Here is a 12915-nt window from a genome sequence, read left to right on the forward strand (position 1 = left end):
GGACACGCCGAGGAACGCATGATCACCCTGACCTTTCAAGATCTGTAGCCGTTCACCGACCACTCGGGGGGTGGTCGGTGAACGGCCGCGCTGCGTGATCCCGCAGTGGACGGCCCGAGCCCGCCGCCATGGGTGCGACGGGACCCAGGCGCGGTGGCGTTACTTGGCGTGGCCGCGCAGCGCGAGCAGCACGGCGCCCGTGGTGAGGCCGTAGCCGACCACGTGGCCGAACAGACTGACCCACTGGCCGTCCGCGACCACGAACACCATCTCGCTCATCTTCGGGTCGGCGGTCACGCTCAACCACAGCGGCATGATGATCAGGGCGCCGAGCACCCACAGCACCGCGCCGTAGAGCATGCTCGCGATGTAGACGGGCGGCATCATGCCCAGGTTGCGGGTCAGGACGCCGAAGCCGGCGCCGGCGATCGCGGAGATCACCATGTGGACCAGGAAGCCGACGAAGGCGTTGTCGACGCCGATCAGCATGCCGACCATGGACAGGGAGCCCATCCCGGCCATCAGCAGCCCGAACACCAGGCCGCCGGCGAGTCCGGCCAACGCCCCGTTCCGGATGGGGGACTCCGGCCTCGTGGTCGTCGGGACAGCGATTGTCGCGGACACGATCAGCTCCTTCTTGTCAGTTGTAGGGCATGGTTGGGAACCAGCCGACCCCGAAGATCGACGGGACGCGGACGTCCCAGTACACGAGCAGGAACACGCCGAGCGAGATGAGCAGCGCCGCGCTGACCACGGTCGAACGGCGGCCGTTGGAGCTGAACCACCGCAGGAACCGGCCCTTGGTGCCGAGGGCCAGTGCCGCGAACACGACGACGACAAGCAGCACGTTGCCGACGGACTGGAGCACGAACGTGCCCGCGCCGAACAACGGGTTGCCCGAGTCGACGGCGGAGCGGAACAGCTTGATGAACATCGGGTAGGGCCGACCGATCAGGAACGCGCCGACCAGTGCGCCGAGCACCACCACGCGGGCCACCGGCCGGTTGCGGAACACGTCGGGCAGCACGCCCAGGGCAGCGAGCCCGAGGTAGGTCATGGCCAGGCCGACGGCGCCGAACACGATCGCCGACTGCACCAGCCGCACCGGCATCGTGCCGACCATCGCGTTCGACAGCTGCGGCAGGTCGGGTCCGATCAGCACGCCGACCGCGCCGTAGAGCGCCGACACACCCACCATGCCCGCGGTGAAGAAACCCAACGGGCGCAACAGGGAGCGCAGCGGGCCCTGCGCGGTCCCTCCGGCTTCGCTCATCGGTCCGATCGACGCCGCCATGGCGATGTTGCACGCGGTGAACGTGCCCGCGAGACCGGACACGAACGCGAACGCCAGGCCGGCGGCGGTGCCCGCGATCGAGGCGGTCGCGGCCTCTTCGCCGAGCAGCGCGTTGGCCACGTTCGCGCCGATCACGTGGTCGACGAACTCGTAGGACCACAGCACGGACAGCAGCACGCCCGCGATCACGCTGCCGACGATCAGCCGTCCTGGTCTGGTGGTGCGGTCGGTCCCGATGACGGGTCGGGCCTGGGCCATGGGCGTTCACCTCGCTACCGGTGTGGCGCGGACTTCGGTCGACCCAATGTCCTGGGCGGCGCACCACCCGGACAACTTCCAGGCTGCTGTCCTGCCGGACCGTGCGCGAGCACGACGACGGCCCGTGCGACCGGACGGGTCGCACGGGCCGTGGGTCAACGAAGGGAGGTCCCCGGTGGGGTACCGCTCAGCGCGCGCACCGGAGGGCGTCGAGGACGGCGGTGTACGCGGGCTTCTTGGCGCCGGTGTGGTCGAACAGCAGCGGCGTGGCCGAGGCGCGCCACGAGTCGCTGTCCCGGACGCCCCACACCGTGATGCCGGTGCACCGGCTCACCGCCAGGCAGGCGGTCACGGCACGTCGGTAGTTCTCCGCCTGAGTGGCGCCGGAACCCTCGATGTCCAACTCGGTGAGCTGCACGTCCACCCCGAGGGCGGCGAAGTTGCGCAGCGTGGTGGCGAAGTCGGCGGGGACCGGGTGGTTGGTGGTGAAGTGCGACTGGAGGCCGACGCAGTCGATCGGCACGCCACGGGCCTTGAAGTCGCGCACCATCCGGTACACGGCTTGCGTCTTGGCGTGCGCCCAGTTCTCGATGTTGTAGTCGTTGTAGCAGAGCTTCGCGGCGGGATCGGCCGCCCGTGCCGCGCGGAACGCCGCCTCGATCCAGTCGTCGCCGGTGCGCTGGAAGTTGGAGTCGCGCCGCGCGCCGGTCGTGCCGTCGGCGAACGCCTCGTTGACCACGTCCCAGGCGTAGATCCTGCCGCGGTAGTAGGCCGTCACCTGCGTGACGTGGTTGAGCATCGCCGCGCGCAGTGCCGCGCCCTGGAGGGAGGCCAGCCAGGACGGCTGCCCGGAGTGCCAGAGCAGCGTGTGCCCGCGCACCCGCTTGCCCTGCTGCAGGGCGTGGTCGACGATCCGGTCGGCGGGGGTGAAGGTGAACCGGTCCTGCTGCGGTTCGGTGGCGTCGAGCTTCATCTCGTTCTCGGGCGTCACCATGTCGAACTCGCGGTTCAGGATGCCCACGTACGCCTGGTCGGGCAACTTGTGCCCCTGGACACCGACGCCGAAGTACCGGCCACTGCGCTCGGCGGCCGTGGCGAGGGTGGTGGCGGGGGAGGCGGCGGCCGGTTCGACCGCGAACACGCCCGCCACGACCACGGACACGGCGACCACGGACGTTGACAGGAGTTCTCGCACTTCGACGGTCCTTCCCGACGCGGTGTGATCCACCATGGTTCGGCGCCACCGCGTCGGGCAAGGCTTATCGAACGTTTTCGAAACCGTTGCGGCCGTAGGTGAGGCGGCGCAGCAGCCATTCGGCCGGTCCCTGGCGGTCCGCGCGGCGCAGCGCGTCGGCGATGGCGACGGTGGCCAACCAGGTGACGACCGCGATGCCGGACGCCGCCGCCGTGCCCAGCTCGGTGCCGAGCCCGCCCGCGTAGGGCACGAACACCGCCACGAACACCACGGACTGCAGCAGGTAGCAGGTCAGCGACCGCCGTCCGCACGCGGCCAGCGCGGTCAGCACCCGGCCCGGTCGGGTGGCCCGTGCCGCGATCAGGCCGATCAGGGCCGCGTAACCCACGCCGCCGGCGAGCCCCGTGACGCCGTGCAGCACGTACGCCGGCACGGCCAGCGCGCCGAGCGTCCAGGCCTGGGCGTCCAGCAATGCCAACGGCAGCCCGCCCAGCACGGCCGAGCCGATGCCCACGAACGCGATCACGCGCAGCGTGGCCACGTGCCGGCCCGGCTCGTCCAGCAGGCGGCGGCGGGCGGCCCACACGCCGAGCAGGAACGGGATCAGCAGTTCCACGACCAGCAGCGGCGTCAGCACGCTCCACAGCGTCAGGCGTTCGCCCACGGCGGCCAGCGGGTCGGTCGCGGCGGCCATGCCCGAGGGGCCGCCGAACTCGGCGATCCGCAGCCCGTTGAACAGCGACGCGGCGGCGTGCACGAGCAGCCACGCACCGGCGAACAGCAGCAGCGTGCGGTCACGCCACCGCAGGACGCCGACCAGCAGCAACCCGGCCAGCCCGTAGGCGCCGAGGATGTCGCCGAAGAACAGCAGCAGCGCGTGGCCGAACCCGAAGACCAGCAGCCACCGGCTCCGCCGGCGCAACAGCCTGCGCGTGGCCGGCCAGTCACCGGTCCGCTTGCCCGCGAGCTGCACGAACCCGTAGCCGAACAGCGCCGCGAACATCGGCATGGCCCGGCCGTCGACCAGCGCCACCTGGATCCCGGTCACGACGCGGTCGAGCACGCCGCCGTCGAGCGCGTACGCCCGGTACCCGGTGGGGTGGCCGGACAGGTACATGTGGGCGTGGGCCAGCGCGATCATCAGCAGCATCGCGCCCCGGGCCAGGTCGGGTGCCAGCGCACGTCCGCCGGCGAGCGGCCGGTCGAGCATGGCGGAAGATGTGGACAACAGAACACCTCAATTGGATACGGAACCGTAGCGTATCTGGCAGATAAGCTACGGCACCGTGTCTTGAAGTGGAAGTGACATGGAGAAAGCGGCTGCCAAGGCGCCGGAACGGCGGCGCGGCGAGGCACTCGTGCGCGCCATCCACGAAGCCGCGCTCGCCGAACTCGCCGAGGTCGGGCTGGGCCAGCTCAGCATGGAGGGCATCGCGCGCCGTGCGGCCACCGCGAAGACGGTGCTCTACCGGCGTTGGTCGACGCCGCAGGAACTGCTGGTCGACGCCGTGGCCCAGGCACACCCGGTGGAGGTGCCCAGCCCGTCGGCCGACGACCTGCGCGGCGACCTGATCGCGGCGCTGGCCGTGCTGACCGACTGGCTGCGGACCCCCGCGGCGATGGCGGTGCTGGCGGTCCTGTCGGAACGCCAGCGCTACCCGGACCTGGCCGAAGCCCTCTACCGCGACGTCTTCGACCCCCGCGGCGGCACGTTCACCAGCACGGTCCTGCGCCACTACGCCGCCAACGGACACCTGGACGCCCGTCGGCTGACGCCGATCACCACCCAGATCGGCGAGGCGATGGTGTTCAAGCTGTTGATCGACCTGGGCCGCCCCCCGACCCCGGACGAGCTGGCCGCGATCGTGGACGAGGTCATCCTCCCGGCCGTCGGCTTCCCGCTGCCCTGACCACGCCCCGGGCGCCCCGACGCAGGGCGAGTTCGGCGAGCACGGTGGCGCCGTCGGACAGCAGCGCGTCGTCGAACCGGGCGAGCGGGGAGTGGTTGTCGGTGCTGCCGTCGCCCGCGCCGAACGGGATGAACGCGCCGGGCACCTCCCGCAGCACCCGCGAGAAGTCCTCGCCGCCCGGCATCGGGTTGGCCAGGGGCTCGAAGCGGCCGTCGAAGACGTCGGTGATCGTGTCGGCGACGAACCCGACCTCCTCGGCGTCGTTGACGGTCATCGGGTAGCCGTCGCGGAACTCGACGTCGGCGCGCAGGCCGTGGGCTTGGGCGATGGACCGGGCCAGAGCGACCGCCGCGTCGCCGATCCGGGCCTTGGCCGGTGCGGAGAACGTGCGCACGGTCGCCTCGAACCGGGCGGTGTCGGGGATGACGTTACGCTTGGTACCGGAGTGGAACGACCCGACGGTCACCACGACCGGGTCGAAGATGTCGGACCGGCGGGTGACCAGCGTCTGCAGCGCGGTGACGATCTCGCACGCCACCGGGATCGGGTCCTGCGCGCGGTGCGGTCGGGCGCCGTGCCCGCCGGCGCCGACGACGGTCACCTCCAGCACGTCGGACGCCGCCATCGTGGTGCCCGGGCGGGCCGAGAACACGCCGTGCGGCACGCCCGCGCCGAACACGTGCAACGCGTAGGCGGCGTCCGGCCTGCGGCCCGCCGCGTCCAGCACGCCCTCGGCGATCATCGCGGCCGACCCGTCCCACCCCTCCTCACCCGGCTGGAACATCAAGACCACGTCACCGGCCAGGTCGGCGCGCCGGGCGGCCAGCAGGTGCGCCGCTCCGACGAGCATCGCGGTGTGCATGTCGTGGCCGCACGCGTGCATCGCACCGTCCACACGGGACGCGTAGGCCAGCCCGGTGCGCTCCTGGACGGGCAACGCGTCCATGTCCGCGCGCAGCAACACCACCGGCCCCGGCCGTGCGCCGCGCAGCACACCGGTCACCGACGTCAACGCCGTGCCCGGCGACAGTTCGAGCGGCAGCCCGTCCAGCGCCGCGAGCACCTTCTCCTGCGTGCGCGGTAAGTCCAGCCCGATCTCGGGCTCGGCGTGCAGTTCCCGCCGCAGCCGCACCAGGTCGTCTTGTAGGGCGGTCGCGTCGTCGTGCAGTGGCATGGGAGTTCTCCTCTGGTCGCGGGTACTTGCCGAGGATCACTGCGGCTGCCACTCTCGGGCTTCGGATTGGCAAGATCGCTCATGGGGGAGTGCTTTGGTGCAGGATTCGTTCACACCCGACGAGACCGACCTGAGGCTCGTCCATGCCTTGCAAGCCGCACCGCGGGCGACGTGGCACGAGGTCGGGCGGGCGCTCGGCATCGACCCGGTCACCGCGGCACGGCGCTGGCAAGGGCTGGCCGATGCCGGTCTCGCGCGCGTCACCGCCTACCCGGAGGTGCGGCTGTGGGCCAAGGAGCACTGCAACGCGTTCATCGAGATCGACATCGAGCCGACCGCGCGCCCGCACGCGGTCGAGGTGTTGTCACGCCTGCCGCAGGTCGTCTCGATCTCGATCATCAGCAGCGGGCGGGACCTGTTCCTCACCGTGCTGACCCCGGACCTCACCACCCTGTCGCACGTCGTGCTGCACCGGCTGCACGGCCTGCCGGGCCTGCGCCGGACGCGCACCCACACCGTCACCACCGTCTACGGCGAGGGCAACCGGTGGCGGCTCGGCGCGCTCGAACCCGGACAGCTCCCGGCGGGCCGTGCGACGGGCGGCGGCGCGGTCTGGAAGCCGCACCACCGCGAGGTGCTGGGCGCGTTGGACGACGGGCGCAGACCGGCGGCCGAGATCGCGGCCCGCACCGGCCGGAGCGCGTCGACCGTGCGCCGGTGGCTGAACGAGATGGTCGACGGCAGGTTGCTGTCGCTGCGCTGCGAGGTCGCGCAGCCGATCACCGGCCGGCCGATCGCGGCGACGTTCTGGGCCAGGGTGCCGCCGGACGAGCTGGACCGCACCGGGACGGCGCTGACCGAGCTGCCGGAGGTCCGGCTCTGCGCCGCCGTCACCGGGTCGGACAACCTGGTGATGACGCTGTGGCTGCGCTCGCTGGGCGACGTCCAGCGCTTCGAAGCCGAACTCGCCCGCCGCCTGCCCGCGCTCACCCTCACCGACCGGGCCGTGACGTTGCGCGCCGTGAAGCGGATGGGGTGCCTGCTCGACGACGCGGGACGGATCACCGACGTGGTGCCCGTCGACCCGTGGGCCGGTCCGTGACGTGTGAAAGGCTTCCGATCATGCGCGTACTGTTCGCCGGTCTCGCCTCGGTGGGCCACACCTACCCGATGGTCCCGCTCGCGATCGCCGCCCGGGAAGCCGGGCACGAGGTGCACTTCGCCGTGGGTGAGGAGGTGCACGCGCCGTTGGCCGCGCACGGCCTGCGGCCGTTCCGCCCGGCGGACGCGTTCTACGAGCTGTACGCCGAGGACCTGGCGCCGGAACTGGCCCGGCTGAAGCCCGACCTCGTGGTGCACGGCTGGGGCGTGCCGGGAGCGGCGATCGCCGCACGGCAGGCCGGGATCCCCGGGCTCTGGCACGGTTTCGGCCGCCTGTTCCCCGACGGGATCGGCCTGGAGATGCCCACCAAGAGCGGCCGGCCGCACCTGGACATCTGCCCGCCGTCGTTGCAGGACCCCGATTTCCTGGCTAACGAGGACAGGATCGCGCTGCGTCCCGTGGCGTTCGGCGAGCCGGGCGAGCTGCCCGCCCGCGACGGTCGGCCACTGGTCTACCTCACGCTCGGCACCGCGTTCGGCACCCACGAACTGCTGGCCGCGGCCATCAAGGGCCTGGCGGAAGTGGGCGCCCGGGTGGTCGTGGCCACCGGCCGGGTGCGCCCGGAGCAGCTCGGCACCGTGCCCGCCGACGTCACCGTGCGCGCGTGGGTGCCGCAGGCGGACCTGCTGCCGCACGTGGACGTGGTCGTGCACCACGGCGGCAGCGGTACCACGCTCGGCGCGCTCGCGGTCGGCGCACCGCAGTTGGTCCTGCCCCAGGGCGCCGACCAGTTCGCCAACGCCGACGCCGTCACCGCCGCGGGCGCCGGTGTGCGGCTGCTCCCGGACGAGGTGAGCGCGGAAGCCATCGCCTCCATCGTCCGGACCCTGTCGCGGCCCGGTGGGCACACCGACGCGGCCCGCGCGATCGCCGACGAGATCGCCCGGATGCCGTCCCCGGCCGAGGTCGCCCGCCGGCTGCCGGACTACGCCGACCGGGGCTGATCACCCGGACCGGTGAACGCGGTTCGCACGTTCCCACCGAGTTCACGTCGCGGAAACCACCGACGGCCCCGCGCCGACCTACAGTCGCGCCATCCTGGACGAGATTGATCCCTTCATCGGAACGGCGGCGACCTCCCTGCCCTCGGCGCAGGGTCTCGCCGCCACTTGGTGGTGGCCGAAAGCGCAGATCGGCAACACCCACCCGGGCGCGACGTCACCGCTAAGCATGGTGTCCGCCTGCGCCTACTCCGGCGCCTACCCGACCGGCTACGGCCGGTACACCAAGAACACCGAAGGCCTGCCGGAGGAGATGTTCGACCGGGCCCAGGCGTCCGGGTTCACCCACTTCCAGCAGTCCGGCACCGGTGCGATCCGCAAGTACTACAACTACGTCCGGGTGACCCCGATGGTGCAGCAGCTGGACACCCTCGGCCAGGCCTGGCCGCTGCACGACGAGGTCGCCGAAGCCGGGTACTACGCGGCCACCCTCGACACCGGCGTCCGCTGCGAGATCACCGTCGGCGAGAAGATCGCGGTCCACCGGTACACGTTCCCGGAGCACCGCAGCGCCCGCGTGGTGGTCGACCTGTCGTGCGGCGGCCTGGCCATCGACCACGGCCGCACCGTGCCGCTGCGGGCGCACGTCGAAAGCCTCGGCCACGGCCGCGCGCAGGGCACCGTCGTGGTCGAGGGCGTGCCGCTGTCGGTGCACATCGAAGTCGACACCCCGGGCTGGCGGCAGATGCTGTGGCACGACCTCAGGCTCATCGAGGGCGGCACCCGGCTGGACTTCGACCGCATCCGGCAGACCACGCTGCGGCCGTTCGGGCTGCTGTTCCTGGGTCCGACCGCCGCCGGGCAGAGCGTCGAGCTGCGGATCGGCTTCTCCCTGCGCGGCTGCGAGCAGGCCAGGGACAACCTGCACCGCGAGTGCGGGCAGCAGCCGCCCGCGTTCGACGTCATCCGCGAGCGCACCAAGGAGCGGTGGCGCGACCACGTGGACCGGATCGAGGTCGAGGGCGGGTCGCCGGCCAGGCGGCAGGTGTTCGCCACCGCCCTGTACCACTCGCTGATCAAGCCGTGCTTCGCCGACGACTACCGCGTGCCGGACGGCCGGTACCTGGCCGGGCTGACCGGCCGCCTGGTCGAGCTGCTCGCCGAACCGGTGCCGACCACGTGCCTGTCGATGTACCTCGCACCGCACACGGCGGTCGTGGGCGAGGCCGTGGTGGCGGCACGGGCGGCCGGGTTCCGGCCCGACGTCCGCACCATCGCGAAGGCGGTCGGCTCCGACGTCACCAACGTGATCCGCTCGTGCCTGCGCGAGGGCCGGTTCGGGGCGGCGGTGGCGCTGTTCACCACGTTCCTGGCCAACGACCAGGTGATCGCGGTGTCGGAGTACACCCGGCAGGAGATCATCGCCTCCGCCGAGGCCGTCGACGCGCACTGCGGCACGCGCCTGGCCGACGAGTGCCGCGCGCGGGTCGCGGTCAGCTACCCGCCGATCGACACCTCCGCGTACCTCGACCTCGACCCCGCGCGGGTGGACGCCGCCCTGGCGCGACGCGGCCTCGACCGGGACGGCTACGTGCTGTTCCTGTCCCGGGTGGCGCGGGCGAAGGGCGTGCACGACCTGGTCACAGCGTTCGCCCGGTCCCGGGCGCGGTCGGCGGTGAAGCTCGTGATCGCCGGGAACGGACCGGCGCTGGAGGAGGTCCGGGCGCTCACCCGGGACGACGACCGGGTGGTGCTGCTGTCCGACGTGGACGACGAGGAGAAGCCGCTGCTGATGCGCGGCTGCGCCGCCTACGCGTTGTCGACCAAGCCCGAGCCGGACTTCGTGGAGACGTTCGGCATCGCGTTGACCGAGAAGATGCTCGCGGGCGGCGGACCGGTGATCACGACGCTGACCGGCGGCACCGGTGAGGCGGTCGGCGGCACGGCGCTCATCGTGCAGGCGGGTGACGTCACCGGCCTCGCCGCCGCGATCGACCGCGCGGTGCTGGAGCTGTCGGCGCGGGAGCGGCAGCTCATGGCGGACCGCGCGCGGGCGCACGCCCTGTCGTTCGACCGGGCACGGGTGTTCGACGACCTGTTCGCCACGTCGGCGCTGCGCTGACCCTCCCGCCGGAGCCGGCACCGGCCAAGCCCGCGTGATCGTCGTCGCTAGTCTGATCATCTGCGACTACGGCGGGGGTGGCGGCATTCAAGGCGGCGGCGGTGTCGGTGTGGTGGACGAGGGGGCCGGGGCGTCGACGGCGCGTCGGGCGCGGGCGGTGCTGGCGATCGGGCCGTTCCGGCGGCTGTGGGGCGTCACGTTCCTGTGCAGCGTGGGTGACTGGCTGTCGCTGCTGGCGTTGACGGGGCTGGTCACGAAGCTGGCCGCGGGCTACGGGTGGGAGGGGTTCGCGCTCAGCGCGGTGGTGCTGACCCAGTTGCTGCCGGGTGTGCTGTTCGCGCCGCTGGGCGGTGTGCTGGCCGACCGGTTCGACCGGCGCAAGGTGATGGTGGCGTGCGACCTGGCGCGCGGCGGGTTGTTCCTGTCCATCGCGTTCGTCGGCACGGCGTGGTGGCTGTTCGTGGCCAACTTCCTGGTCGGCTGCTGCGCGATGCTGTGGATCCCGGCCAAGGACTCGGCCGTGCCGAACCTGCTGCGCCGACCGGACCAGGTCGACACGGCCAACCAGCTCGGCCTGGTGATGACCTACGGCATCGCCACGGTCAGCGGGTTCAGCCTCTACTCGCTGATCGCGGGCATCCCCGGCTACCTCGGCGTGCGCGACGGCGACCTGGAGTTCCGCATCGCGATCATCGCGGTCGTCGTCAACGGCCTGCTCTACCTGTCGTCCGCGGTGCTGATCGCGGTGCGAATCCCCGAGCTGTCCGGCCGGGTCGTCCGGCCGGACCGGCGCGACGGCCCGGGTCTCCTGGTGATGATGCGTGACGGCCTGCGGTACGCGTGGGGCACGCCGTTGCTGCGCGGCCTCGTGATCGGCATGACGGGCGCGTTCGCGGCGGCGGGCGCGGTGATCGGCAGCGCCAGGCTCTACGCGACGAGCCTGCGCGGCGGCGAGAGCGCGTACGGCACGTTGTTCATCGCGGTGTTCCTCGGCCTGGCGGCGGGGATGGCGACCGCGCCGAAGCTCGCCCGCCGGCTGACCTACCACCGGCTGTTCGGCGTCACGATCGTGGGCGCGGGTGCGGGCCTGGTGGTGGTGTCGCTCGCGCCGCACCTGTGGTTCGCGCTGGTCGCGGTGTCGGTGGTGGGCGGCTGCGCGGGGGTCGCGTTCCTCACCGCGCTGACCATCATCGGCACGCGGGTGGAGGACGCCCTGCGCGGCCGGATGGTCGCCCTGGTCCAGTCGCTGATGAAGCTCGTCCTGGGCTTGTCGACGGTCCTCGGGCCGCTGCTGGTGACCCTGGTCGGCCCGACGGTCGTCACGGTGTTCGACCGCTCGTTCGACGTGGACGCGACCCGGCCCGTGCTGCTGGGCGCGGGCGTGCTCGCGGCTGTGGTGGGCTTGGTGTCGTACCGGCAGATGGACGACCGGGCTCTGTCCTCTTCGGACAGTGGGTGACGCGTCGTCAGCGAGGGTCCTCGACGCGGGCCAGCACGCGTGATTCGGCCTCGGTGAGCGGCGGGTCCGTTGCTGGTGGCCGGCCCGGTCCGCGCAGCGCGTCGAGGATCACGCGTGGTGACAGCATGAGTGTGCGCAGCGGCTTGGACAGGGTGTAGGCGTCGAGCTGCGCCCGGGTGACGGTCGGGCGGCCGGTGGCCGTGAGCACGAGCCGGTCGAGGTAGCGGTCCTGCAGGCGGGCGGTCCAGCCGCGGCCAGGACCGATCGTGTCGGGGTAGCGCAGGTCCTGGGCGACGGCCATGGCCCACGGGTCGTCCATGACGCGGGCGAACTCCCGCTGGAGCCGGTGGGCGGCGAAGCCGTGCTCGGCCACGCCGTCGCGCAACGCGACCGCCTGCCGTGCCGCGACGGTCATCCCGTGCCCGTACACGGGGTTGAAGGTGCACGCGGCGTCACCGATCGCGACGAAGCCCGCCGGCCAGGGGGAGAGGCGTTCGTAGCGGCGACGGCGGTTCACCGTGCCGTGGAACGCGAACGGGCGGCCGAGTGGCTCGGCCGCGCTGATGAAGTCGGCGATGGCGGGGTGGCGCAGGTTCCGGGCGAACGCGTGGAACGCCTCCGGGCTGGTCCCCGGCTCACCGCCGCGCGTGCCGCCGAGGCTGACGATCCACCGGCGGCCCTCGATCGGGACGAGCGCGCCGCCCTCGGCGAACCGCGACGTCCGGGGGTCGGCCTGGACGTTGACGCCCGGGAACCCCTCGCCCGCGCCGGGCGGCAGGCGGAACAGGCACGTCGAGTAGATGATGCCGGAGTCGACGCGGTCCTCCCGGACGGGCGGCAGGCCGAGGTCGGTGAGCCAGAAGTCGGCCTTCGACCCGCGGCCGGTCGCGTCGACCACGAAGTCGGCGGCCAGGTCGCGCTTGACGCCGGTGCCGCGGTCGCGGACGCGTGCCCCGGTGATCTTCGCGCGGTCACCGAGCAGGCCGACGACGTCGGTGGCCTCGACCAGGTCGACCCGGCCGAGCACCCGGCGGCGCACCGCGGCGTCGAGCAGGGCCCGGCTGCACCCGATCAGGTACTGCATCTCGTCCAGCCGGGGCAACCAGCCCGAATGGGTGAACACGAGCATCCGGTTCGGCATGCCCAGGTGCTGCGCGCCCGCGTCGAGCAGGCTCGCGGTGAGGCCGGGCAGCAGGTCGTCCAGCGCCCGGCTCCCGCCGGCCATCAGGACGTGGGCGTGGCGGGCGTGCGGGACGCCCTTGCGGTCGCCCTCGTCGGTGAACCGGTCGCGGTCCACGACCGTGACGCGGTCGACCTGCGGTGCGAGGGCGGACGCGGCGAGCATCCCGGCCAGGCTGCCGCCCAGGACCAGCGCGTGCGTGGTCGGCACGGAGTGCTCC

General features: G+C 72.5%; 10 protein-coding genes and 1 pseudogene. 5 read left to right on the forward strand and 6 right to left on the reverse strand.

Translation table 11 applies throughout. The features are described 5' to 3' along the window. Positions 1-159: 159 nt before the first annotated feature. The 4 genes from A6A25_RS08125 to A6A25_RS08140 all read right to left on the reverse strand — a co-directional run bounded on the left by A6A25_RS08125 (position 160) and on the right by A6A25_RS08140 (position 3975). On the reverse strand, positions 160-624 hold the full coding sequence (locus A6A25_RS08125; RefSeq protein WP_073887345.1) for a hypothetical protein: 465 nt from the start codon (positions 622-624) through the stop codon (positions 160-162). A 16-nt stretch (positions 625-640) separates the two neighbouring features. Then, the gene (locus A6A25_RS08130) at positions 641-1552 is read right to left on the reverse strand and encodes a hypothetical protein (protein ID WP_073887346.1); all 912 of its coding nucleotides are present in this window, start codon (positions 1550-1552) and stop codon (positions 641-643) included. Positions 1553-1739: 187 nt separating this feature from the next. Beyond that, entirely contained in the window at positions 1740-2747 is a 1008-nt protein-coding gene (locus A6A25_RS08135; protein WP_241828545.1) for an endo-1,4-beta-xylanase, read from the reverse strand. Between the two features lie 64 nt (positions 2748-2811). Next, positions 2812-3975 carry a DUF418 domain-containing protein gene (locus A6A25_RS08140; protein WP_073887347.1) on the reverse strand — a complete coding sequence of 388 codons (1164 nt, stop codon included), beginning with the start codon at positions 3973-3975 and terminating at the stop codon, positions 2812-2814. Between the two features lie 79 nt (positions 3976-4054). On the opposite strand from A6A25_RS08140, the gene A6A25_RS08145 reads away from it, so the two are divergent. Next, positions 4055-4657: a TetR/AcrR family transcriptional regulator gene (locus A6A25_RS08145; protein ID WP_073887348.1), complete on the forward strand. Its 603-nt coding sequence runs from the start codon at positions 4055-4057 to the stop codon at positions 4655-4657. Here the strand turns inward: A6A25_RS08145 and A6A25_RS08150 are convergent. Beyond that, positions 4623-5831 (reverse strand): M20 metallopeptidase family protein, encoded by a 1209-nt coding sequence (locus tag A6A25_RS08150; RefSeq protein ID WP_073887349.1) that lies wholly within the window; start codon positions 5829-5831, stop codon positions 4623-4625. The two genes, A6A25_RS08145 and A6A25_RS08150, sit on opposite strands and share 35 nt — an antisense overlap. Before the next feature lie 97 nt (positions 5832-5928). Here A6A25_RS08150 and A6A25_RS08155 point away from each other — a divergent pair, with 97 nt between their 5' ends. From A6A25_RS08155 to A6A25_RS08170, 4 genes and pseudogenes are all read left to right on the forward strand, one after another. Then, on the forward strand, positions 5929-6933 hold the full coding sequence (locus A6A25_RS08155) for an Lrp/AsnC family transcriptional regulator (RefSeq protein WP_073887525.1): 1005 nt from the start codon (positions 5929-5931) through the stop codon (positions 6931-6933). A 20-nt stretch (positions 6934-6953) separates the two neighbouring features. Next, positions 6954-7937: a glycosyltransferase gene (locus A6A25_RS08160; RefSeq protein WP_073887526.1), complete on the forward strand. Its 984-nt coding sequence runs from the start codon at positions 6954-6956 to the stop codon at positions 7935-7937. A 115-nt stretch (positions 7938-8052) separates the two neighbouring features. Further along, positions 8053-10056 (forward strand): glycosyltransferase, encoded by a 2004-nt coding sequence (locus tag A6A25_RS44640; protein ID WP_274534296.1) that lies wholly within the window; start codon positions 8053-8055, stop codon positions 10054-10056. 109 nt (positions 10057-10165) lie between these two features. Beyond that, a pseudogene (locus tag A6A25_RS08170) lies at positions 10166-11488 on the forward strand (MFS transporter); the annotation flags it as partial. Between the two features lie 34 nt (positions 11489-11522). Here A6A25_RS08170 and A6A25_RS08175 read toward each other — a convergent pair. Continuing rightward, the gene (locus tag A6A25_RS08175; protein WP_198932605.1) at positions 11523-12905 is read right to left on the reverse strand and encodes an FAD-dependent oxidoreductase; all 1383 of its coding nucleotides are present in this window, start codon (positions 12903-12905) and stop codon (positions 11523-11525) included. Positions 12906-12915: the final 10 nt, after the last annotated feature.

It is taken from the genome of Saccharothrix sp. CB00851 (assembly GCF_001905065.1).
In the GTDB taxonomy this organism is placed as follows: domain Bacteria; phylum Actinomycetota; class Actinomycetes; order Mycobacteriales; family Pseudonocardiaceae; genus Actinosynnema.

Excerpts from the sequence above, each read along its gene's own strand:
- A6A25_RS08130 (WP_073887346.1), bottom strand. The coding sequence starts at position 1,552 with ATGGCCCAGGCCCGACCCGTCATCGGGACCGACCGCACCACCAGACCA.
- A6A25_RS08145 (WP_073887348.1), top strand. The coding sequence starts at position 4,055 with ATGGAGAAAGCGGCTGCCAAGGCGCCGGAACGGCGGCGCGGCGAGGCA.
- A6A25_RS08150 (WP_073887349.1), bottom strand. The coding sequence starts at position 5,831 with ATGCCACTGCACGACGACGCGACCGCCCTACAAGACGACCTGGTGCGG.
- A6A25_RS08160 (WP_073887526.1), top strand. The coding sequence starts at position 6,954 with ATGCGCGTACTGTTCGCCGGTCTCGCCTCGGTGGGCCACACCTACCCG.